The 20,270-nt window shown below is 46.9% G+C and carries 23 protein-coding genes; 3 read left to right on the forward strand and 20 right to left on the reverse strand.

Annotation, left to right across the window (positions count from 1 at the left end; all coding sequences use genetic code 11):
* The first annotated feature begins 66 nt into the window (after positions 1 to 66).
* Complete coding sequence (gene vrrA / locus COP04_RS14270; RefSeq protein WP_100488621.1) at positions 67 to 654, forward strand: VrrA/YqfQ family protein; 588 nt, start codon at positions 67 to 69, stop codon at positions 652 to 654.
* A gap of 120 nt (positions 655 to 774) precedes the next feature.
* Entirely contained in the window at positions 775 to 1,761 is a 987-nt protein-coding gene (locus tag COP04_RS14275) for a 4-hydroxy-3-methylbut-2-enyl diphosphate reductase (protein WP_100488622.1), read from the forward strand.
* Between the two features lie 72 nt (positions 1,762 to 1,833).
* Here COP04_RS14275 and COP04_RS14280 read toward each other — a convergent pair whose 3' ends face one another.
* From COP04_RS14280 to rpsU, 20 genes are all read right to left on the reverse strand, one after another.
* Entirely contained in the window at positions 1,834 to 2,955 is a 1,122-nt protein-coding gene (locus tag COP04_RS14280) for a Nif3-like dinuclear metal center hexameric protein (protein ID WP_100488623.1), read from the reverse strand.
* Positions 2,956 to 3,264: 309 nt separating this feature from the next.
* Positions 3,265 to 3,978, reverse strand: a complete 714-nt coding sequence (locus COP04_RS14285) for a tRNA (adenine(22)-N(1))-methyltransferase (protein ID WP_100488624.1) — start codon at positions 3,976 to 3,978, stop codon at positions 3,265 to 3,267.
* Positions 3,979 to 4,211: 233 nt separating this feature from the next.
* Positions 4,212 to 5,318: an RNA polymerase sigma factor RpoD gene (rpoD, locus tag COP04_RS14290; protein WP_100488625.1), complete on the reverse strand. Its 1,107-nt coding sequence runs from the start codon at positions 5,316 to 5,318 to the stop codon at positions 4,212 to 4,214.
* A gap of 27 nt (positions 5,319 to 5,345) precedes the next feature.
* On the reverse strand, positions 5,346 to 7,181 hold the full coding sequence (gene dnaG, locus COP04_RS14295; RefSeq protein ID WP_193437423.1) for a DNA primase: 1,836 nt from the start codon (positions 7,179 to 7,181) through the stop codon (positions 5,346 to 5,348).
* Between the two features lie 17 nt (positions 7,182 to 7,198).
* Positions 7,199 to 7,648 (reverse strand): YaiI/YqxD family protein, encoded by a 450-nt coding sequence (locus tag COP04_RS14300; protein ID WP_239984886.1) that lies wholly within the window; start codon positions 7,646 to 7,648, stop codon positions 7,199 to 7,201.
* 210 nt (positions 7,649 to 7,858) lie between these two features.
* Positions 7,859 to 8,488, reverse strand: a complete 630-nt coding sequence (gene ccpN / locus COP04_RS14305) for a transcriptional regulator CcpN (protein WP_100488626.1) — start codon at positions 8,486 to 8,488, stop codon at positions 7,859 to 7,861.
* 70 nt (positions 8,489 to 8,558) lie between these two features.
* Positions 8,559 to 9,308 (reverse strand): DNA repair protein RecO, encoded by a 750-nt coding sequence (gene recO, locus COP04_RS14310; RefSeq protein ID WP_100488627.1) that lies wholly within the window; start codon positions 9,306 to 9,308, stop codon positions 8,559 to 8,561.
* 27 nt (positions 9,309 to 9,335) lie between these two features.
* Positions 9,336 to 9,506 carry a YqzL family protein gene (locus COP04_RS14315; protein ID WP_420852762.1) on the reverse strand — a complete coding sequence of 57 codons (171 nt, stop codon included), beginning with the start codon at positions 9,504 to 9,506 and terminating at the stop codon, positions 9,336 to 9,338.
* A gap of 92 nt (positions 9,507 to 9,598) precedes the next feature.
* Complete coding sequence (era, locus tag COP04_RS14320) at positions 9,599 to 10,507, reverse strand: GTPase Era (protein WP_100488628.1); 909 nt, start codon at positions 10,505 to 10,507, stop codon at positions 9,599 to 9,601.
* Positions 10,504 to 10,902 (reverse strand): cytidine deaminase, encoded by a 399-nt coding sequence (locus COP04_RS14325; protein WP_100488629.1) that lies wholly within the window; start codon positions 10,900 to 10,902, stop codon positions 10,504 to 10,506. Before COP04_RS14325 ends, era begins: the two co-directional genes overlap by 4 nt.
* 13 nt (positions 10,903 to 10,915) lie before the next feature.
* Positions 10,916 to 11,299: a diacylglycerol kinase family protein gene (locus tag COP04_RS14330; protein WP_100488630.1), complete on the reverse strand. Its 384-nt coding sequence runs from the start codon at positions 11,297 to 11,299 to the stop codon at positions 10,916 to 10,918.
* Positions 11,300 to 11,301: 2 nt separating this feature from the next.
* Complete coding sequence (gene ybeY / locus COP04_RS14335) at positions 11,302 to 11,778, reverse strand: rRNA maturation RNase YbeY (protein WP_100488631.1); 477 nt, start codon at positions 11,776 to 11,778, stop codon at positions 11,302 to 11,304.
* On the reverse strand, positions 11,775 to 13,925 hold the full coding sequence (locus COP04_RS14340; protein WP_100488632.1) for an HD family phosphohydrolase: 2,151 nt from the start codon (positions 13,923 to 13,925) through the stop codon (positions 11,775 to 11,777). Before COP04_RS14340 ends, ybeY begins: the two co-directional genes overlap by 4 nt.
* An 80-nt stretch (positions 13,926 to 14,005) precedes the next feature.
* Complete coding sequence (locus COP04_RS14345) at positions 14,006 to 14,905, reverse strand: PhoH family protein (RefSeq protein WP_193437475.1); 900 nt, start codon at positions 14,903 to 14,905, stop codon at positions 14,006 to 14,008.
* Between the two features lie 199 nt (positions 14,906 to 15,104).
* Positions 15,105 to 16,328 carry a sporulation protein YqfD gene (gene yqfD, locus COP04_RS14350; protein WP_100488634.1) on the reverse strand — a complete coding sequence of 408 codons (1,224 nt, stop codon included), beginning with the start codon at positions 16,326 to 16,328 and terminating at the stop codon, positions 15,105 to 15,107.
* A gap of 18 nt (positions 16,329 to 16,346) precedes the next feature.
* Positions 16,347 to 16,634: a sporulation protein YqfC gene (yqfC, locus tag COP04_RS14355; protein ID WP_100488635.1), complete on the reverse strand. Its 288-nt coding sequence runs from the start codon at positions 16,632 to 16,634 to the stop codon at positions 16,347 to 16,349.
* 209 nt (positions 16,635 to 16,843) lie between these two features.
* Positions 16,844 to 17,299, reverse strand: coding sequence for a hypothetical protein (locus COP04_RS14360; RefSeq protein ID WP_100488636.1), 456 nt, complete (start codon positions 17,297 to 17,299; stop codon positions 16,844 to 16,846).
* A 38-nt stretch (positions 17,300 to 17,337) separates the two neighbouring features.
* Positions 17,338 to 18,339 carry a flotillin-like protein FloA gene (floA, locus tag COP04_RS14365; RefSeq protein WP_100489701.1) on the reverse strand — a complete coding sequence of 334 codons (1,002 nt, stop codon included), beginning with the start codon at positions 18,337 to 18,339 and terminating at the stop codon, positions 17,338 to 17,340.
* Positions 18,340 to 18,469: 130 nt separating this feature from the next.
* Positions 18,470 to 18,913, reverse strand: coding sequence for a GatB/YqeY domain-containing protein (locus tag COP04_RS14370; RefSeq protein ID WP_100488637.1), 444 nt, complete (start codon positions 18,911 to 18,913; stop codon positions 18,470 to 18,472).
* Positions 18,914 to 18,929: 16 nt separating this feature from the next.
* Positions 18,930 to 19,112: a 30S ribosomal protein S21 gene (rpsU, locus tag COP04_RS14375; protein WP_010632223.1), complete on the reverse strand. Its 183-nt coding sequence runs from the start codon at positions 19,110 to 19,112 to the stop codon at positions 18,930 to 18,932.
* Positions 19,113 to 19,327: 215 nt separating this feature from the next.
* On the opposite strand from rpsU, the gene COP04_RS14380 reads away from it, so the two are divergent.
* Positions 19,328 to 20,257 carry a Na/Pi symporter gene (locus tag COP04_RS14380; protein WP_239984887.1) on the forward strand — a complete coding sequence of 310 codons (930 nt, stop codon included), beginning with the start codon at positions 19,328 to 19,330 and terminating at the stop codon, positions 20,255 to 20,257.
* Positions 20,258 to 20,270 lie beyond the last annotated feature (13 nt).

Genomic DNA, 20,270 nt, shown 5'->3' on the forward strand with positions numbered 1-20,270 from the left:
ATTCACTTAAATCCTCTTTTTAACATACACTGATTAGCAGCTCATATCTTGAAGGAAGGGATAAAAATGCCCCCATTCCAGCAAAATTCGATGCCGCCCGGTTTTCGGGAATCACCTTTTTTCTCTCCCTTTCCGCCTCATCAGCAGCGCGGATTCCCTCAGCTCTTTCCAAGTATGATGCGGCAGGCGCCGCCGATACCCAGTCCTCCTCCCGCAACGGGCGGCGGCATTCCGGGCATTCTTTCCACTCTCCTGAACTCAGGGTCAGGACAGTCTGGAGGCGGCATTAATCTGGTCGGCATGCTGATGAACGCACAGAAGGCCATACAGACGGCTCAGACGATGATTCCCATGGTTCAGCAATTCGGCCCGCTGATCAAGAATGCACCGGCCATTCTCAGCGTTCTGAGAAGTATGCAGACTTCTGAAGAAAGTAAGGAAACTAAGGAGGAAGAAACCGTCCCCGAAACGACTGATGAAACAGTTGATAGCCAAAAGCATAATGCTGATACTGTTGATATTAAGGAAAAATCAACAAAACCTGTGAAAGCTGTGTCTAATACTCCAGTCCGACAAACACGGAAAAAAGCGTCCAATCTCTGGGATACAGATGATCTTGAAACAAAGCCTTCCAGACCGCGCATGTATATTTGATGTTTCCGCAATCTGCTTCATTGTGTTCTCATGCCACCTCATTTATAATTGAATTTGCGCCCATATTGTACAAAGTTTGCGAAACAAAGGGACAGCAGGACAGATCGGAGCGTGTGCAGAGTGAAAGTTATCAAAGTCTCACCGCGAGGCTATTGTTATGGGGTTGTTGACGCACTGGTCATTGCACGGAAAGCTGCAATGGATCAAAGTCTGCCAAGGCCTATCTATATATTGGGCATGATCGTCCATAATCATCATGTCACCGAAGCTTTCAAGGACGAAGGCATCATTACACTGGACGCCAGTGGAAAGAAACGAATTGATTTATTGCAGGAGATTGATCACGGAACCGTAATTTTCACGGCACATGGTGTTTCTCCAGACGTTCGCGCGCTGGCTGAAGCCAAGGGGCTGACCACGATTGATGCCACATGCCCCGACGTAACGAAAACCCACCGGCTGATTGAAGAAAAAAAGGCTGACGGCTATCATGTCATTTACATTGGGAAAAAAGGGCATCCCGAGCCGGAAGGTGCTGTTGGTGTAGCGCCGGGCATCGTTCATCTGGTCGAAACTGTTGAAGATGTCGATCAGCTTAAGCTGGATGCGGAAAAGATCATCATTACCAACCAGACTACAATGAGCCAGTGGGATGTTCGCGAGATCATGAACTATATTAAAGAAAAATATCCGCAGGCCGAGTCATGCAATGAAATCTGCCAGGCCACCCAAACCAGGCAGGAAGCCGTTGCTGCACAAGCAAAAGACGCGGATCTACTTATTGTTGTCGGGGATCCGAGAAGCAACAACTCGAACAGGCTGGCGCAGGTCTCAAAGGAAATTGCGCAGACCCCTGCCCATAGAATTGCCGATCTCTCAGAATTGAATCCGGACTGGCTTAAAGACGCCCGGACTGTAGCCGTCACTGCCGGTGCATCGACACCGACCCAGCTCACAAAAGAAGTCATCCTGTTTCTTGATCAGTTTGATCCGGACAACCCTGACACATGGTCTACGGAGAGTACAGCCGCAAAGAATAATAATATTTTGCCAAAAGTGAAACTGAATCATGCCCGCCCGCAGAAAGAAGTAAAGAAAACCCAATAATTTGTTCGGGCACGTATCATACGAAAAAAATCCGCTCCACGAATTCGGAGCGGATTTTTTCAGTTTACAGGTTTACATAAATTGAAATGGATTGGTGACTGCCTCAGAAACGATTACTTCCGTATCACTGGACTCTTGCTGGATCACTTTCTGCAGATAGTGCTGAACACCTTTTTTCATGACTGTTTCTATATGATGCCCGGCATCAATGATCTTCAATCCGGCCAGAAGCGCATCATGAGCCGTATGATAGTAAATGTCCCCCGTAATAAGGACATCAGCCCCTCTGTGCCTGGCATACGGCACCAGACCGTTTCCATCCCCGCCCGAAACCGCGACGGTCTGTACTTTTTCTTGAAGCGGGCCAACTGCACGCAGACCGTCAATGCCCAGCTTCTTTTTGACAAAGCGACAGTAATCTTCAAAGAGCACGGGTTCAGATAGTTTGCCAATCCTTCCAAGTCCATATGATTTGCCTTTATTCTTCATAGGAAAAACATCATAGGCCACTTCTTCGTACGGGTGTACGGCAATCATTCGGTCAATCGTCCTTTTGAGCAAATGTTCGGGGACAATCGTTTCGAGCCTGCCTTCAGCAGTGGTTTCCAATCTGCCCGGAGTGCCAATAAACGGATGTGTGCCCGTCCCGGGAAGAAAAGTCCCTTCCCCTTTTGAAGTAAAACTGCAGTAGCTGTAGGTGCCGATTGCGCCCGCACCGGCTTCGCCGATTGCCTGCCTGACCACTTCAATATGCCCTTCCGGTACATAAACAACCAATTTAAAGAGCGGTTCGCTGCAAGCTGGCTGAAGTATTTCGGTTGCTTTCAGGTCAAGTCGCTCTGCAAGCATATCGTTCACTCCGCCGTCGGCAATGTCGAGATTCGTATGAGCAGCATAGACGGCAATATCCTTTTTAATGCACTTGGTAACAATCTTCCCCTGGCCTTGATCCGATCTGACTGTTTTCAGCGGATGAAAAATAATCGGATGATGAGCGATGATCAGATCCACATGTTTGTCTGCTGCTTCATCGGCTACATTTTCAAGAACGTCAAGTGTCACCATCACTTTTTTTAACTTTTTATCAAGTGTGCCAATCAAAAGACCAATTTTGTCGTTCTCATAAGCCAGCTTTTTGGGTGCCCATTCTTCAAATCGCTCAATCAATCGCTGGCCGGTGATCCAATGTTCCATGTGATGACCTTCTTTGGTATTTTAGAGGGTGTTCAAAAAGTTACCGGATGATCAGCGGCTAATCTCAACGCCCGCTTTAGTTAAAAGGATCTTTCGCAAAATACGTACACGTCCTGTGCTAGTTCACGTAGCGTCAATGTACGCTCCGATCCTCGAAACTTCGCCGCCTCGACCTTCCGACGTTCATGGATGACCTAGTGCAGGTGTTGCAACGCGATGTTGCATTTTGAGCCTGCGACTGTCCCTCCTTCGTCACCTTTTTAAACAGGCTCTTTTAGAAAAACGAGTGTTTATCTGCCCATATTTCTTTCAGTCCTGCCCGCGCTTCAGCACTGATTCGATCATCTGTATTTCATTTCTGCACTCTTCTTTCTTCTTAGCAACTGCATTCGTCTGTTCTGTCATTTCAAGTGAATCCAGAACCTGGCGCAATTTAGCGCTCCGTTTCAGCCATTTCTTCCTAAACACCGGGATCTGGTTTCTGATCAGGACAGGCCCCATCATTTGTTCAGTCTCCGCCAGTTCTATCTTCCCTGAATCATTGCGTCTTGCCTGGATCACTTCGTAAAAGTGGGGTGTTTCCTCAACTATTGCCTCGTCGGTAATCCTCCAGCCTTCCGCAGAGAGCCATCTTCGCAGGAGCGATTCACGAATATTCGGCTGAAGAATCAACGTCGTGCCCTCAGCCAGTTTTTCTTTTCCACGCTCCAGTATTCCCGTGATCAGTTCGCCGCCCATCCCCGCAATGACAATACTGTCAACCTCTCCGGGCGAAATAACATCCAGTCCGTCTCCCATGCGGACTGAAACCGTATCGGCCATCCCAACCTCTTTCACATTGGCCTGTGACTGTCTGAACGGGCCGATTCTCACTTCTCCGGCTATTGCATTTACCGCTATTTTTTCCTGGAGTGCCCGGCAGGGGAGATGGGCATGATCGGAACCGATATCAGCAATTCTTGAACCAGCAGGAATAAAATTTAAAACGGCAAGGAGCCTGCTGGATAAATGTATTTTTATCATGACCACTTTCCTTATTTCAACGGTCTGTTTCTTCGTCTGTTATCTTATCACACTCTGAAAAAATTCCCAAACAGTCGTAAAGAGGCTTCGCGATGAACAGAATTCCGAGTGTTTGTTCAAATCATCAGGCGGTTAATATTGATAACGTTTACACTATCGTTTAGAATAAAGTTAATGAAACAAAAAGAAACCCGCTCCGGATGGGGAGCGAGCATGTAACCTGCCTATTTATTTTAATCCAGAAAATCTTTGAGCTGCTTGCTCCGGCTCGGATGACGGAGCTTTCTCAAAGCTTTTGCTTCAATTTGTCTGATTCGCTCTCTCGTTACTCCGAAAACCTTGCCTACTTCTTCAAGTGTCCTTGTTCGACCGTCATCGAGTCCGAAGCGGAGCCTCAGAACGTTTTCTTCCCGGTCCGTCAGTGTATCCAGAACATCTTCAAGCTGCTCTTTCAACAGTTCATACGCTGCAGCATCAGAGGGGGCCTTCGCATCCTGATCTTCGATGAAATCGCCGAGATGGGAATCGTCCTCTTCACCAATTGGCGTTTCAAGGGAAACAGGTTCCTGGGCGATTTTAAGAATTTCCCGGACTTTGTCCGGTGATAATTCCATTTCCTTGCCGATTTCCTCTGGTGTCGGTTCTCTGCCCAAATCCTGAAGCTGCTGCCGCTGCACACGGATCAGTTTATTGATCGTCTCCACCATATGGACAGGGATGCGGATTGTTCTGGCCTGATCCGCAATAGCCCGGGTAATGGCCTGGCGGATCCACCATGTGGCGTATGTGCTGAACTTAAAGCCCTTGGTGTAATCGAATTTTTCAACAGCTTTGATCAAGCCCATGTTGCCTTCCTGGATCAGATCAAGAAACAGCATGCCGCGTCCGACATAACGTTTAGCGATGCTGACAACCAGCCGCAGATTGGCCTCAGCCAGCCGGCGCTTCGCTTCTTCATCGCCAGCATTAATGCTTTTCGCCAGAGCAATCTCTTCATCAGCAGAAAGCAGATCGACACGGCCGATTTCTTTAAGGTACATTCTGACCGGATCATTGATTTTAACACCCGGCGGAACACTCAGATCGTTTAAATCAAATTCTTCCTCTTTATTCTTATCATCAGCACCGGGGCCATCGGATTCATCTGAGACATCAATGCCCTGATCGGCAAGGGACTCATAAAATTCATCCATCTGTTCCGGTTCCTGATCAAATGGCGCAAGACGGTTCGCAATTTCCTGGTACGTCAGAGAGCCGCGTTTTTTCCCTAATTCAAAAAGCTGTTCTTTTTCCTGATCCACGGTCAGTTCTGTTTCCGTCTTGCTCGCTTTACCAGCCATTTGACCCCCTCCTTCCAGATACTATACTCACTGGGTATTTTCCGTGTTCAATTGCTTTTCTCTGTCAATGATTTCTGACAGCAGCCGTGCGGCTTTTTCGAAGTCACCGCTTTGCTCAGCCTGTTTTCTCTCGGCCACCATATCAGCGATCATTGACGCTCCTGCATGTTTGACAACCTGATGGATACAATCCTCAATTTCTTGCTCCTCTGCCTGCCGGTTCATGGGTATCATGGATAATTCCGCTGCTTTCTGCTGCAGGCGCGGATCCTCAATCCGCTGAATAAACAGACCTTCATCAGGCGGATTACCCTCCTCATAATAGCCATACAGATATGCAGCAAGTGCCTGATGAATCTTAAGCGAGAAGTCACCACCCACTTCCTCCCGTACGCGATCGGCTATCTCCCTGCTTCTCATCATGTGTGCGAGCAATCTCCGCTCTGCCATTTCATATGCCGGAGCAAGCCGGTTACGTCCCGGTACAGCAACAGTAGCTGCTTCCCGTTCTTTTGACTCATCACGCCGCTTTGCAGCTTTGTACATCTGCATCTCCTGTCTCTTCAGCGCATCCAGGGAAATCGAAAATTCTTCCGCCAGCAGCCTGAGATAATGATCCCGCTCGACTGCCCTTCTCAGGGTGATGATTTCCTTTAATATGTCTTCGATATAGAGCAGCCGATCTCCTTCATCACTCAGATTCCTTTTTCTGCGGAAGTAGTCCATCTTGAAAGTCATCAGTGTTTGGCTAGCCCCTATTACATCGCTCTTAAAACGTTCGCCGCCAAACTTGCGAATGTAGTCATCGGGGTCATATCCTTCCGGCATTTTTGCTATTTTAACGATTTTTCCGTCTCCCTGAAGCATACCGGCTGCACGGAAACTGGCTTCAATCCCGGCCGAATCGGAATCGTAGCACACAATAACCGTTTCTGCCATTCGTGAGAGCGCCGCTGCCTGGTCCTCAGTCAGCGAAGTCCCCATCGAAGCAACACTGTTAGTTACACCGATCTGATGCGCCCGCACTACATCAACGTACCCCTCCAGAAGAACCACCTGATTATTCTTGCGGATGGACTGTCTCGCCAGATGATAACCATAAAGGATATTTCCCTTATGAAAAATTTGTGATTCGGGTGTATTCAAATATTTCGGTTTCTCTTCTCCAAGTGTCCGGCCTCCGAATGCGACGGTCTGACCTCTCATATTAAATATCGGAAAGATAATCCGGTTTCGAAAGCGATCAAAATACTGATGGTCAAAACCCCTTTTGGCAACCAATCCCGCTTTTTCCATCTGCTCCATGTTGACCTTTCTTCTCTGAAGCAGCGCAGTTGCCGTATCCCAGCTGTTTACCGCATACCCTATTCTGAAGCGTTCGATCATTTCACTGTTGAAATCCCGCGCGGTTAAATATTCCATTCCGGGAGAACCAAACTTTGCAGATCCGAGTAAATAATGATAAAATTTTGTTAATAGTTCCATACCATCAACAAGTTGTTTTCTGCCCTGCTCTTGCCTGTTTCTTCCCGCGGACGATTCTGAAAGGGAATTTCCCAAGTCAATCTTGGCCTTGTCAGCGAGAAATTGCACCGCTTCAGGAAAGGACATGCCCTCAATCTCCATAATAAATGTAAAGATATTTCCTCCGGCGCCGCAGCCAAAGCAATGATACAGCTGTTTATCCGGAGACACGGAGAAGGACGGCGTGCGCTCACTGTGAAAGGGGCACAGGCCTGAATAGTTCTTTCCCTGTTTATTCAGCTGGACATATTCGCCAATGATATCGACGATGTCCAGCGACTTCCTGATTTCCTCGATTTTCTTTTGCTGCAGTTGCAAAACATCATGCACCACCAACATTATTACTTATTTATATCCTAATGAACCAATCGGCATAACAATTTTGTCAGTGCATCGGAAAATTCCTTGCGGTTTTCATCTGTAAAAGGGCGCGGTCCTCTTATTTTTCTTCCCGCAAGCAATGATTTATAAGCCAGATACCTTCTGTGAAGAATTTCAGGAACACGGCGCTCTTCAATCTCAACTCCGTGGATCGAGATAACGGAAATTCCACGGCCGGTTAGTAAACCTGCAAGTCCCATGTCCTGTGTCACTACAAGATCCCCGGGGAAAGCATGATTAACAATATAAAGATCCGCTGCCTCCTTTCGCTGATCGACATAAACCCATTTTGATTCCTGATTCTGGCTGAAACTGGCATATGACGCAACGAAAACCGGCTCGATGCCGAAACTGCCGGCAATTAAGCGAATTTCATTTTTCACAGGACATGCATCCGCATCGACATATAACGTGATTTTTCTCATCACTCTATTCATTCTCTCTCCGCTTCTTAAAATCCTGCATGTCTTTTTATGTTTTTATTTTTCAAATATTGTCAAAAAAAGTGACAAAAATTCCGTTTATCTACAAAAATCTATTATAGCCCAACGGCTTCGGTACATGCAATTGATAGATTTCAGAATGGAAAAATTCTTACAAATCAAAGTAACGAAAATGGCAGGACCCGGCCATTTTTATCTGACAGTCCCTTTAGCAAGTTTAACAAATGCACTTGTGATATTTGTTTTTGTCATCCGCCCGATGACTTCAAGACCGTCATCTTTGTCGCGGACGACCGGCACGGCATCGACCTGTTTATCGATGATCAATTCAGCCACGGCAATGACCGAATCGTCATTCCGACAGTAAGTAATATTAGGCATGCGCGACATAATGACACTGACCGGGACTTGATTCATGTCCTGTGAGCCGATCGCTGTACGGAGCAAGTCCTTTCGCGAGAGCACGCCCGAGAGCAATCCTTTCCCATTCACGACGAACAGTGACCCTACATCCTCCCTGAACATGTCGCAGACCGCGTCATAGGCCGATGAAGAGTCTTTCACGACGGCCGGAAAAGAGAGATAGTCCCTGACTTTCATTTTTTGTATCTGCTCGGAAAAAAGTGATGAGAGTGTCTGACCCGTATAGAAATAACCGACTCTCGGCCGGGCTTCCAGAAATCCAGCCATTGTCAGGATGGCCAGATCCGGGCGAAGGGTCGCCCGCGTGAGATTCAATTTTTCGGCAATTTGTTCCCCTGTGATGGGGGCGGACTGTCTGACTATTGCGATGATCCTCGTTTGCCGTCCGTTAAGTTCCATTTTTTCCCCTCTCCCCCAAAATTTATTGCCGTCGAACGCAACCTGTTCCATCCGGTAAAGCAAAGTGCCGTTATTCTTTCGGCCGGAGCCTGGACAGTTGCTCGATAAAGCGTCTGGCACGAAGCTTAATGCCTGTATTTCGTTCATAATAAGTATAAATAATGGATTCGATTTCGCCAATTGTTTCAGGTCTGACTGAAACACGGCCAATCCGTCCGATAGGAATTTTCTTAAACAGAGGAAACATTTTGGCTACGGCCGGGGTCATCGGTAGTGCATAAGGATCTGATGCTTCACATTTTTTGCACAGAAAACCGCCCCCGGAAATTGAAAACTTAAAAGGCGTCGTCCGCTCTCCGCAGCGAATGCAGTGATCTACTTCAGGATCAATGCCTGCAACCTTCATCATTTTGATTGAAAAAATTGCCGCAAGTACCGCTGGATCTGTTCCCTTTTCGATGAGCAGGAGCGTATCTCTGAGCAGTCTGAAGAGAGCAGGGAAGGGCTGCCCATCCTCAGTCAGCCGATCGGTAAGTTCAACAATCAGGGCCGCATAGCCGGTTTTTTCGATATCAGACATCATCGTCCGAAAAGGATTAATCGTTTCTGCCTGATATAACGAACCAAGGCCCCTGCCCTTATTAAAAAGACAGAGGCCATAGAAAAGCACATGGCTGACCGAAGAAAGTGTGCTTTTAGGCTTTTTCGCACCCCTTGCCATCAATCCGATTTTCCCGAATTCTGCAGTGTAAAGGGTGATGATTTTATTGTTTTCCCCATAGTCCGTTGTACGAATAATAACGCCATCAGCTTTGGTCATCAATATGATCACCCGGTTCCCGTTTCCTCAGCCCGATAAGCTTATCTTACCTTTTTCCTTGACATTCGCAGTGTTCCCCTCCGAACCCCGTTTTTTGTTTTCTTTTTCCATTTTTTTGATCAGAAGATAAGAATCGACACTGCCTGTCAGACAAAATATTTTCCAATCCAGATTCAGCATATTTTTCATCCTTCCCATTTATCTGCCTCATAACTAGCTTTTGCGAAATGGGTAGAATCATGAGAAGAAATGATTGTCAATCCGGGAAATTGCTCCCTTTTGTTGATTTTTTATGATTGGTCGCGGCTGATATAGCCGAAGTTTTTCAATTCCTCTTCCTTATCTCGCCAATTCTTGTCCACTTTTACCCAAAGCTCAAGAAATATTTTATCCCCGGTCAGCGCTTCAATTTCTTTCCGGGCAAGTGTCCCGATTTGCTTCAGCATGCTTCCGGCTTTACCAATAATAATACCCTTTTGTGATGAACGTTCAACCATGATCGTTGCCTGAATTTCGGCTTTCTTGTGCTTTTCATCAGTTTTCATCTGATCGATCACTACAGCAATCGAATGCGGCACTTCGTCGCGGGTCAGCTGAAGAATTTTTTCGCGGATCAATTCAGATATAATAAATCTTTCCGGATGATCCGTAACCTGGTCCTCCGGATAATATTTCGGTCCTTCCGGCAGATAGTCCCCGATTTGTTCAAGCAATGCAGAGACATTCTGCCCCTGAAGCGCCGACAAAGGGATAATCTCGGCAAAATCGTATAAGCTGCGGTAGCGGTCGATCAGCGGCAGCAGATCGTTCGGATGGACTTTGTCAATTTTATTGACAACAAGAAATGCGGGCGAATCCGTTTTTTTCAAAAAATCAATAATGAATTGATCACCTTTGCCGTATCCCTGTTCTGCATCAATAAGAAACAGGATAAGATCCACTTCGTTCAGTGTATCAAGGGCCATTGATGTCATAACTTCTCCAAGCCTGTGTTTAGGCTTGTGGATACCCGGAGTATCAATAAAAATAACCTGCTCCTTATCCGTTGTATAAATGCCGTGAATCTTATTGCGTGTGGTCTGTGCTTTATCGCTCATGATCGCAATTTTCTGGCCGAGGACACGATTCAACAATGTGGATTTCCCGACATTAGGTCGGCCGACAATCGCGGCAAACCCTGATTTAAATGTTTCGCTCATTGGCTCATATCCCCCGACAGAAACGCGCCCGGCAGCAGCTCAGCAACAGTTGTAATGAGGGTATCCCCAGATGTATTGGCAAGAATCACCCGCATATCAGGAGGACAAAGTTCGCTCATCACTTGCCGGCAGGCGCCGCATGGCGGAACAGGCCGCCCACTTGCCGCAATAACCGCCAGTGCCGCGTATTCTTTTTCATTTTCGGAAAAGGCCTTGAAGATGGCCGTTCGTTCCGCACAATTACAAACGGAGTATGCAGCGTTTTCAATATTGAATCCGGTAAAAACATTCCCGGATTTAGTCAGTAAAGCCGCTCCCACATGAAAATGAGAGTAGGGGACATATGCATTTTTCATCGCCTTTTCAGCCGCTTCGATTAATTGTCTGTCATTCATTGCATTCACCTTTTCATTTTGATAGCAGTGTCTCAATAATGATATAGACATAGATGACCGCAGCAATTACGGAAAACCACCATACGGCGGCAGCCGCTGCATCCTTTGCTGCTTTTGCCATCGGGTGGCGTTCACGAGTCACGAGATCAACTACCCGTTCCACTGCTGTATTCATTAATTCCAGACTGATCACGCCGCCGATCAGTATGATCACGATCATCATGTCCGTCGCAGATATATGGACAGCCAGTGAGAAAGCGACCACGATAACTGCGGCAGCAAGCTGGATATGTATGTTGCGTTCCTGGCAAAATGCCAGCCAGAATCCCGATATCGCGTCTCTGAAACTTTTTGACAGGCTTTTATGCCGCCGCTTTTCGATCTGATACTTTGCCATTGTCAGTTCCTGTTTAATCCGAATGTGGACAGAATTTTTTCCTGCAGGCCAAACATTTCTTTTTCCTCTGTCTCGGAGGTATGATCATATCCGAGTAAATGGAGAAGGCCGTGAACGACAAGAAAGCCCAGTTCGCGCTCAAACGAGTGTCCATAAGCTGCTGCCTGCTCTCTGGCTTTATCAATTGAGACAATGATGTCCCCCAACACCCGCGGTTCGCCCTCTTCAGGCAGGATTGGCACTTCGTCATCAGCTATTTCTTCCAGTGCAAAGGAAATGACATCTGTCGGACGATCGATTCCCCGATACTCCCGATTGATTTCCTGAATGCGTGGATTGCCGACAAAAGTTAGCGAACACTCGACTTCACCCGTCAACTGCAGCAGATCGGCTGCGTGATCAATCAGGCGGATTATCCATTGCTGCTGTTCTTCACTGATTTTCTCTGTATCATCATGCATATCAATCGTCATCGTCATTTTCCGCTCACCTTTTTCACTTTTAAATCTTTCGGATATTCTATTCGTGAATGATAAACACCGCGAAGTGTTTCGTCAATAGATTTTTCAACGATTTTCAATTCCTTAAGCGTTACGTCACAGTCATCGAATTGTCCGTCGCTCAACCGGTCATTGAATATGCTCTTGACCAGATTTTGCACCTTGACGGGTGTCGGTTTTTTCATGGAGCGGACGGCCGCTTCTATGCTGTCCGCCAATTCAACTACCGCACCCTCCTTTGTCTGGACCTTTGGGCCTGGGTATCGAAATTCACTTTCAGGGACGGGCTGATCACTCAGTTCCTGTGCCTTGACATAAAAGTAGCGCAGCAGAGTCGTTCCATGGTGCTGTTCCGCGATATCAATAATTTCTTTCGGCATGTGGTGCTGCCGAAGAATATCCGCCCCATCGTAAGGATGAGAAAAAATAATGGTCCGGCTCAGCTGCGGTGAAATTTTTTCATGAGGATTGACACCATCCAGCTGGTTTTCAACAAAGAATTTTGGACGTTTGGTTTTTCCAATATCATGGTAATATGCAGCAACTCGCGCCAGAAGGCCGTTTGCCCCTATCGCTTCACATGCCCTCTCTGCAAGATTGGCTACCATCACACTGTGATGATAAGTTCCTGGAGCCTCAATTAATATTTTCCGCAGCAAAGGCTGACTCGGATTTGAAAGTTCAAGCAACCGGATCGGCGAAAGAATCCGAAATCCCGTTTCAAACAGGGGCATAAGCCCGTTCGCAAAAATAACTGAAAGAAAACCGGATAAAAAAGCAAAGATCAGCATCGTTCCGGTACCGACGAGTGAGAGTGGAGTATTCTGAAGCATCAAAAGTGCTAAAAGAATCATGATATTGACCAATGCCACAATCCCGCCGGTCTGAAAAATCTTCGGACGCACCTGACGTTTGCGCAGCACCAAGGCTCCCGCTAGGCAAGAGAAAAGTAAATAGATCGCCGTCGGTGCATCGAATATTGCTGCCCTCGTACTGCTGCCGAAAATTACGCTGCCGATCAGCGACAGAAGCACTCCGGTAACAACGGCCGTTCTCTCACTCAGAAGCATCCGAATCAGCAATGGGGCTACTGCAATCGGAATGATGTCGCTTAATCCGGAAACCTGCGTCAGCCTGAGATAGCTGCAAATTTTAATGATCACTGTGGCCCCTAGAAAAATCAAAGCGTAGATATACAAGTATTTCAGTGAATATTTCTGATGCTGCGCTTTAAACCGGTAATACTCAAACCAGAAAACGAGCGTGATGAATCCGGTAAAAAGAAAGAGGCCGATAAATGGCACAATATTAAAGTGGTCATCCAAAAGCCCGACCAGTTTAAGCTGCCGAATCATATCGCTCGTCACCAGTTCGCCTTTTCTGACGATGACTTCTCCCTGATGGATCGTGACATTGTCCACATTATTGGCGGCATCCTGCTTATTCTGTCGGGTCGCGGTGGCATCGAAAGTGTAATTAGCCGTGATATAATTGCGGAGCACAACATTGAGTGCGCTCCGCATCTCATCGTTCAGGACAGAGGAGGGCAGTGAAGCTGAAGCTTTATTCTGGACACGTTCCAGATCATTCCATCCGACCTTGCCGCTCATCGCCTCATAGATACTTGTGCTTGTAATGTCTTCTGCGATCTGAAAGTCTCTGTCTGAAGCCATGAGCAGTGTTTTCAGGGTTTCGTCGGGAAGCTTAGAATCAGGTGCGCTGGATAGCCCGGCATTTATTTTACCGATGGCAGTTTTCAAGTCGGCTTGTGAAGAGCTCCCGCTGATTTTAAGCTGTTTTTTTACAGAGGAAATAGTATCAAACAGATCCCCTACTTTTTCAACCTGTATTAATCCGAGATTTTTATTGTATACGTAAGCAGAAGGTGTTGCGCCCATGGCATCCTGCTTTTTTACCTCGGTTGCCTGCGTGTCTACGGCGTCAATCGGCGACTGGATGTCACTGGATGCTATTTCATGGAGCCGTACATCGAGATTTTTAGGAAGGACAGTGCCGATCATCAGCACATAAAGAACGGCACCGACGATGACAATAATACCCCAGTCGGCGACATATCTGACAAAGAACGCCTTCAGTTTGTTTCTAAAACGATTCCATGGTGCCATTGCGTGCCTCCGCAAAATTAAGCGTTTTAACCGCCGCCGATTATTATTGAAAAAACGGAGAAGAGATAAACCGCCTGTGCTCAGTCTCCATATGCCTCGATAATTTTCTGGACAAGCGGATGGCGGACAATATCAGCGCTTTGCAACTCAATAAAAGCAATTCCGGGGACGTTAATCAGTAATTCCCTCGCAGTCTTCAGCCCTGATTTTTTCCCTTTGGGTAGATCAACCTGTGTCACGTCACCTGTAATAATCATCTTTGAACCAAAGCCTAAACGGGTCAAAAACATTTTCATTTGCTCCTGGGTCGTGTTCTGAGCTTCATCAAGAATCACATAGGCATCTTCCAGGGTCCGTCCCCGCATATAGGCAAGCGGTGCAATTTCAATTGTGCCACGTTCCAGCAAACGCAAGGTATGTTCCGCACCCAGCACATCATGAAGCGCATCGTACAGCGGCCGAAGATATGGATCGACTTTTTCCTTAAGATCCCCGGGCAGGAAACCGAGATTTTCGCCGGCTTCAACAGCAGGTCTCGTCAGGATGAGACGCTTGATTCTGCCCGCTTTAAGCGCGGTAACGGCCATGACCACTGCCAGATAAGTTTTACCGGTTCCTGCAGGCCCAATGGCAAAAACCATGTCCTGCGTCTTCATCGCTTCCACATACCTTCGCTGCCCGAGTGTTTTGACGCGGATGGGCTTTCCCTTGGCATTTGTTGTTATTTCTGTTTCATAAAGGTTCCCGAAAAGATCAAGCTGACCGTTTGCCGCCATCTTCAAAGCATAGACAGCATCGCGCTCAGTTATCGAAATACCGCGCCTTATCAGTTGAAGTAAGGCGCGCAGTATTTCCTCAACCCGCCGTACATCATCTTCATTTTCAGTGGAAACACTGACGGCCCCACCCCGCGTTACTATGGAAATGCCCAGAGTCTTTTCAATAATTTTCAGATTAGCATCCCCCGGGCCGAAAAGCATGATTGCTTCGTTTGCATTATCCCAGTCGATTGCAACTGTATATAAATGGCGTTCTGGCAAGCTCTATATATCCCCCTCAACAGCAGTTCACGTTTCTCTCATTTTACCATATGTGAACGTTTGAATTCCAATCTGATTTGTGGAGAGCCCACCACGAACCCTTCTGAAAGAAAAGAGGCCCTTTTTTTCATGAAAAAATTCACTGGCCTGCATTTTGTTTATTATTCAATTTTCGCTTCTCCTGGGCAATGTCAATGGCCTGGGGCTGGGCAATGTCTTCATACACAACCTGGCGGCTGTGGACAATCAGTTTGCCTTTCTCAATCGTCTTGCTTTCAATCGTTGAGGAAACAATCTTAGCATCTTCCGAAAGACTGTGCAGCAATTTCTGTTCAGTTGCTTTTTCTGCTTCTGCCAGAGCTTCTTTCTCTGTCAGGTTCCGAACGGACAGCTTCTTTTCTCTGAACTGTATCTGTACATAAGATATCGGCAAGTCCCAGATAAGAAAACGGATCGGCTTGCGCACTGTCTCTTTATCAAACTCCCGATAAGGGTGCTGATTGAATCCCCATAACGGCAAAATCAGCCCGCCTAATTGAAGGCGGTGCATCCGGAATAAATGTCCAGTATAAAGCGTGTAGCGGCTCTTCAAGGGCAGAACTGCCTCTGACTGATACCATGTTTCCCCGATCACTTTTCCCTTGGCTGATACAAAGCGCGGTTCTTGCTCGTTTCCTATAGTTCCGAGTACCAGCAACTGACCGCGCTTGACAAACTGATTGCTTTCGACAACAGGTTGTCCGGTTTCAACGAACAGATGATGGATAACAGCCTGTTTCGAAGCGATCAGATTTCTTGGCCCGGTCGGTTTGACTTCCTTAGGGTATTTTTTTTGAACGACATCGATTTTATAAGTGGTTCCTTCCTGTGAGACCCCAATCCAGGTCACTTCATTCAGCCTTGCCGACAATAGGCTTTCCAGCTGGCCTGAATCCGGAACGAAAAAGTCCAGCGACCCTACATAAAGATGTTCTTTTATCAATATAGAGCGGATTTGTTCTTCAAGTTTCGGATCTGCACCCTTGACCTGGATTGCCCAAACCATGTTTGATAATACAAGCAGGATGGCGATAAAAAGAACCAGGCCCGCTGCAACGCCGAGCCTCGTTTTCATCTTCCGAACATAAAATGGAATGCCCTTCTTCTCCAATATTCTTATGCTGCAACCGCTCTTCCGCAGCAAAGGTTTCAAAAGTTCCGGCTCTACAAGTGTCAGGAAGCAGACAATAGTGCTCCGATTTTTTCGTTTCACATGCCAAAAACGGATGCCCGCTCCTGTGCAGAGTGAGAGAAATTTTTCAGGCGTTTTGCCCGTAATCTCTGCCTTCAGATAACCTCCGGCCTGTCCTATCCAGTGCCTCAATCTGAATCCCCTCCTTTCTCAGTCACCCGCAATAAAACTGATGCCTGTAATTAATCCCTCCAGGTTAATTTCCTTTTCAAGGATCGCTTCCAGAACAAACGATTCACCCGTGACCCGGAGATTGCCCAATTGGGTCGCCAGAATCAGCTCATTTTCCGAGAATGCGATAATTCCCTGATGATTTTCAATTGAAAGCCGGGACCGGCCGATCAGTGTGATTCTGGGCACGCCTGTGATAATATCTTCCGGGATATCAGAGACCTCCGAAAACCACTTTTTAAATCCGGCCGGCCGCTTTATCTTCATGTCTTCCACCTCAATAAACCTTATGTATTAAAAAAGCTGCATAGCACTTCAATTAAAGAATGACTGCCTGTAAAACGGATTTATCCTTCTCAATCAACAAACTTTTCCCAATTTCATTGCACTTACTTTTTTCATCTTCAAGATAATCCGCAGAACGCAAAAAAACCGCAGTGTTCAACTGCGGGATACTAAAATCGTAGTTATATCTTTCATTTTCTGTTTCTGTTAAAGTAGGGATGCGGCTCGACTGCTCTCGGCTTTCCAATACATTCAGAGAAAATAAAAGCCTGTCTCGCCGCATGGCGATTATTCATCCATTCTGGCCGGTTATGACGAACCGCCGGCTCGAGCGAAGTGATGACCTGCCCCGATACCAAAGGCGATCCGCCCGCTGTCCGTGAAGACTGATCTACCGCTTTCCGGTAGCGTTTCATTATATCGCTCTCTCCCGAAGCATCCTTCGCTGCCGGCTTCAGAACAGGGCCGGGCTGTACGTCAGGTTGGCGCTCTCCGGCAGATTGGTCATCTGCAGTCTGTCCGCCTGTCGGAACGGATCGTGCACGGCGCTGCTCACGTCTTTTTCTCTCTTGCCTATTTTGGTTTTCAACAGACCTTGATATAAAAAAGATAAAAGCGATTACGGCGATAATAATGCCAATACTCATTGTATGGACACATCCCTTCTCCCAGCTTCCGCCTTACTTTACTTATATTCGTCCCCGGAAGAATTGTCGTTGCCGCTGCTGTTGTTTCCGAACGAATGGCGCATTTCGGTATCGGCTTTGATATTATTGTAGTTCATATAGTCCATAACCCCAAGCTTGCCCTCTTTAAGTGCCGCAGCCATCGCAAGCGGCACTTCGGATTCTGCTTCAACAACCTTGGCACGCATTTCTTCGACACGTGCCCGCATTTCCTGCTCGCTTGCAACCGCCATAGCGCGCCGTTCTTCGGCTTTGGCCTGTGCAATATTTTTATCCGCCTCGGCCTGCTCAGTCTGCAGAAAAGCACCGATGTTTTTGCCGACATCTACATCTGCAATATCGATCGAAAGAATTTCAAACGCAGTCCCTGCATCAAGACCCTTCTCAAGCACTGTCTTCGAAATCGTGTCCGGATTTTTCAAAACATCCTTATGGGTATGGGAAGCACCGATTGTACTGACAACCCCCTCGCCAACACGGGCCAGAACCGTTTCCTCGCCGGCACCGCCGACCAGCCTGTCAATATTTGCCCGAACTGTGATCCTCGCTTTGACTTTCACTTCGATTCCGTTGATCGCGACACCGGCAATATAGGGTGTCTCGATAACTTTTGGATTCACACTCATCTGGACAGCCTCAAGCACATTGCGGCCGGCAAGATCAATAGCGGCTGCCCGCTCGAAGGTCAGTTCGATATTCGCGCGATGTGCCGCAATCAGTGCATTGACGACACGATCCACGTTACCGCCGGCAAGATAATGGCTTTCCAGCTGATTCGTATGGATATCAAGCCCCGCTTTTGTTGCTTTAATCAGCGGATCGATGACCCGGCGGGGAACAACCCTGCGCAGCCTCATGCCGATTAGTGTGAAAATACTGATCCGAACTCCAGAAGACAATGCTGAAATCCAGAGCATAACCGGTACAAAAGTAAAAAGAACTACGATTACGATAATAACGAGCGCAGCAATAATTAGAATACTGACTGTTGAAGCATCCATCAAGTGACCCATCCCCTTTTGCCTGTTTGCCTGAAAGTAGCCGGATATTCTGATTACGGAATCCGGCGGAAAAAGTTTCATATTAAAAAACAAAGCTCCGTTTGCAATCAGCACAAACAGAGCTCTTTCATCAACTTAATTTACTTCGCACGAGACGATTGACCAAACTGCCGTCAGCCCGGCCTTTAAGTTTCGGCATAATCACTTTCATGATTTTACCGATATCAGCCTTTGAGCCGGCACCAACCTCCGAAATTGTTTCATCTATGATGGATTTTATATCCTCTTCAGACAACTGTTCAGGCATATAAGTTTGAACAATAGCAATTTCATTGCTGACTTCTTCGACAAGATCCTGTCTGCCCGCATTCTCAAACTCTTGGAGGGAGTCTTTTCTCTGCTTAAGTTCACGTGACAGAACCGCCAGCACCTCATCTTCGGACAATTCTTTCATTTTTTTGATCGACTCGTTCTGAAGCGCTGTTTTGATCATACGGATGACGGAGAGACGCACCTTGTCTCTTGCTTTCATCGCTTGTTTCATGTCGCTATTCAGACGATCAACAAGGCTCATGTACCAAAACTCCTTCTCAGAATCTGCGACGATTTTTTTTACGTGCAGCCTCAGATTTTTTCTTCCTTTTGACACTCGGTTTCTCGTAATTTCTCCGTTTCTTTACTTCAGCTAAAGTGCCGGACTTCGAAACCGAACGTTTGAAGCGCCTCAGGGCATCTTCAATCGATTCATTCTTCCTGACCCTTGTCTCAACCATCTATGTTTCCCTCCCTCCAAAAACGAAAGCAACTTAAAATGACATACTTTTACATGTCACTTGCCATTATAAACGATAAAAAACAATTTATCAAATTAAAGAAAGCGTTTTTCCAAACCAGATAGCTTGCAAAAGTCCTAGTAAGTTTAGCAATCTTCTAAAATGCTGCCTTTTTCTGTCATGATTTGGACATGTACCTCATACAATAGGACGAGGTGATTAAGTTGGATCAGCAGGTTATTGCCTTTATTCTCTATATTCTTCTTTTCTTGCTGGGAATGGGCGTGATGACCGGTTCAATGCATCGCCTCGCCGGCCGGAGGATGAAGGATACACTTAAGAGAGCAGCCGATACACCGTTGAAAGGGCTCACTTTGGGTACATTGGCATCGATGCTCCTGCAAAGCAGTTCGGCCGTGACCATTATTACAGTGGGTTTGATCGGCGCGCGTGCTATGAGCTTTTCACAAAGTGTAGGCATCATCCTCGGTGCCAACATCGGAACAACTGTGACTGGTGAAATTGCCGCCCTTCCCATAGGATCGCTGCACTATTTTTTTTTCGGAATCGGTTTTATTCTGATGTGCCTGCCCGTCCGGAATAGTTTTTCTGTCGGATCCTTTTTTTTCGGGATTGGTTGTCTGTTCGCTTCGATGGCTGGTTTCAGTTCGCTGGCTGAGCCGCTCGCTGCCTCACCGTTTATCCGCGATCTGCTTGTCGATGCAAATGGCAGCCTGTTCTACGCCGTGATCGTCGGCACATTGTTTTCAGCAATCATTCAGTCAAGCTCGGCGACAATGCTCGTATGCATGGGATTTCTCGATCACAATATTCTGTCACTGCCTGCTGCGATCGCAATCATGTTCGGTTCAAATATTGGCACGTGCCTGACCACTTATATTGCCAGTATGGGGACAGGCCGTGAAGGAAGATGGACGGCTTACACTCATATTCTGTTTAACGTCTTGAGCGTCGTTATCTTTTTCCCTTTTATCCATCCGCTGGCCGAATTATCAATGATGATTGCCGGAAACGGAAAGACGGCTCTGGCGCACACATCAGTTGTTTTTAATTTAATTACTGCATTTCTTGCCATTCCGCTCGTCGGTCCCTATGGACGCTGGGTCGAAAAAAAGAAGCTCTGAAACAAGTTAAAGT

The organism is Sporolactobacillus pectinivorans (genome assembly GCF_002802965.1).
Taxonomy (GTDB): domain Bacteria; phylum Bacillota; class Bacilli; order Bacillales; family Sporolactobacillaceae; genus Sporolactobacillus; species Sporolactobacillus pectinivorans.

What these genes read in the sequence shown, in the direction of transcription:
- COP04_RS14280 (WP_100488623.1), bottom strand. Translation starts at nt 2,955, where the DNA reads ATGGAACATTGGATCACCGGCCAGCGATTGATTGAGCGATTTGAAGAA.
- COP04_RS14330 (WP_100488630.1), bottom strand. Translation starts at nt 11,299, where the DNA reads ATGGCAAAGTATCAGATCGAAAAGCGGCGGCATAAAAGCCTGTCAAAA.
- COP04_RS14345 (WP_193437475.1), bottom strand. Translation starts at nt 14,905, where the DNA reads ATGCTTTTCGGCCCGGGGGATGCTAATCTGAAAATTATTGAAAAGACT.
- vrrA (WP_100488621.1), top strand. Translation starts at nt 67, where the DNA reads ATGCCCCCATTCCAGCAAAATTCGATGCCGCCCGGTTTTCGGGAATCA.
- recO (WP_100488627.1), bottom strand. Translation starts at nt 9,308, where the DNA reads ATGACCAAAGCTGATGGCGTTATTATTCGTACAACGGACTATGGGGAA.
- era (WP_100488628.1), bottom strand. Translation starts at nt 10,507, where the DNA reads ATGAGCGAAACATTTAAATCAGGGTTTGCCGCGATTGTCGGCCGACCT.
- COP04_RS14285 (WP_100488624.1), bottom strand. Translation starts at nt 3,978, where the DNA reads ATGATAAAAATACATTTATCCAGCAGGCTCCTTGCCGTTTTAAATTTT.
- ccpN (WP_100488626.1), bottom strand. Translation starts at nt 8,488, where the DNA reads ATGGAACTTAACGGACGGCAAACGAGGATCATCGCAATAGTCAGACAG.
- COP04_RS14315 (WP_420852762.1), bottom strand. Translation starts at nt 9,506, where the DNA reads ATGGGAAGGATGAAAAATATGCTGAATCTGGATTGGAAAATATTTTGT.
- ybeY (WP_100488631.1), bottom strand. Translation starts at nt 11,778, where the DNA reads ATGACGATGACGATTGATATGCATGATGATACAGAGAAAATCAGTGAA.
- COP04_RS14325 (WP_100488629.1), bottom strand. Translation starts at nt 10,902, where the DNA reads ATGAATGACAGACAATTAATCGAAGCGGCTGAAAAGGCGATGAAAAAT.
- COP04_RS14360 (WP_100488636.1), bottom strand. Translation starts at nt 17,299, where the DNA reads ATGAGTATTGGCATTATTATCGCCGTAATCGCTTTTATCTTTTTTATA.
- rpsU (WP_010632223.1), bottom strand. Translation starts at nt 19,112, where the DNA reads ATGGTTGAGACAAGGGTCAGGAAGAATGAATCGATTGAAGATGCCCTG.
- rpoD (WP_100488625.1), bottom strand. Translation starts at nt 5,318, where the DNA reads ATGGCTGGTAAAGCGAGCAAGACGGAAACAGAACTGACCGTGGATCAG.
- dnaG (WP_193437423.1), bottom strand. Translation starts at nt 7,181, where the DNA reads ATGTTGGTGGTGCATGATGTTTTGCAACTGCAGCAAAAGAAAATCGAG.
- floA (WP_100489701.1), bottom strand. Translation starts at nt 18,339, where the DNA reads ATGGATGCTTCAACAGTCAGTATTCTAATTATTGCTGCGCTCGTTATT.
- COP04_RS14300 (WP_239984886.1), bottom strand. Translation starts at nt 7,648, where the DNA reads ATGAGAAAAATCACGTTATATGTCGATGCGGATGCATGTCCTGTGAAA.
- COP04_RS14370 (WP_100488637.1), bottom strand. Translation starts at nt 18,913, where the DNA reads ATGAGCCTTGTTGATCGTCTGAATAGCGACATGAAACAAGCGATGAAA.
- yqfC (WP_100488635.1), bottom strand. Translation starts at nt 16,634, where the DNA reads ATGAAGATAAAGCGGCCGGCCGGATTTAAAAAGTGGTTTTCGGAGGTC.
- COP04_RS14340 (WP_100488632.1), bottom strand. Translation starts at nt 13,925, where the DNA reads ATGGCACCATGGAATCGTTTTAGAAACAAACTGAAGGCGTTCTTTGTC.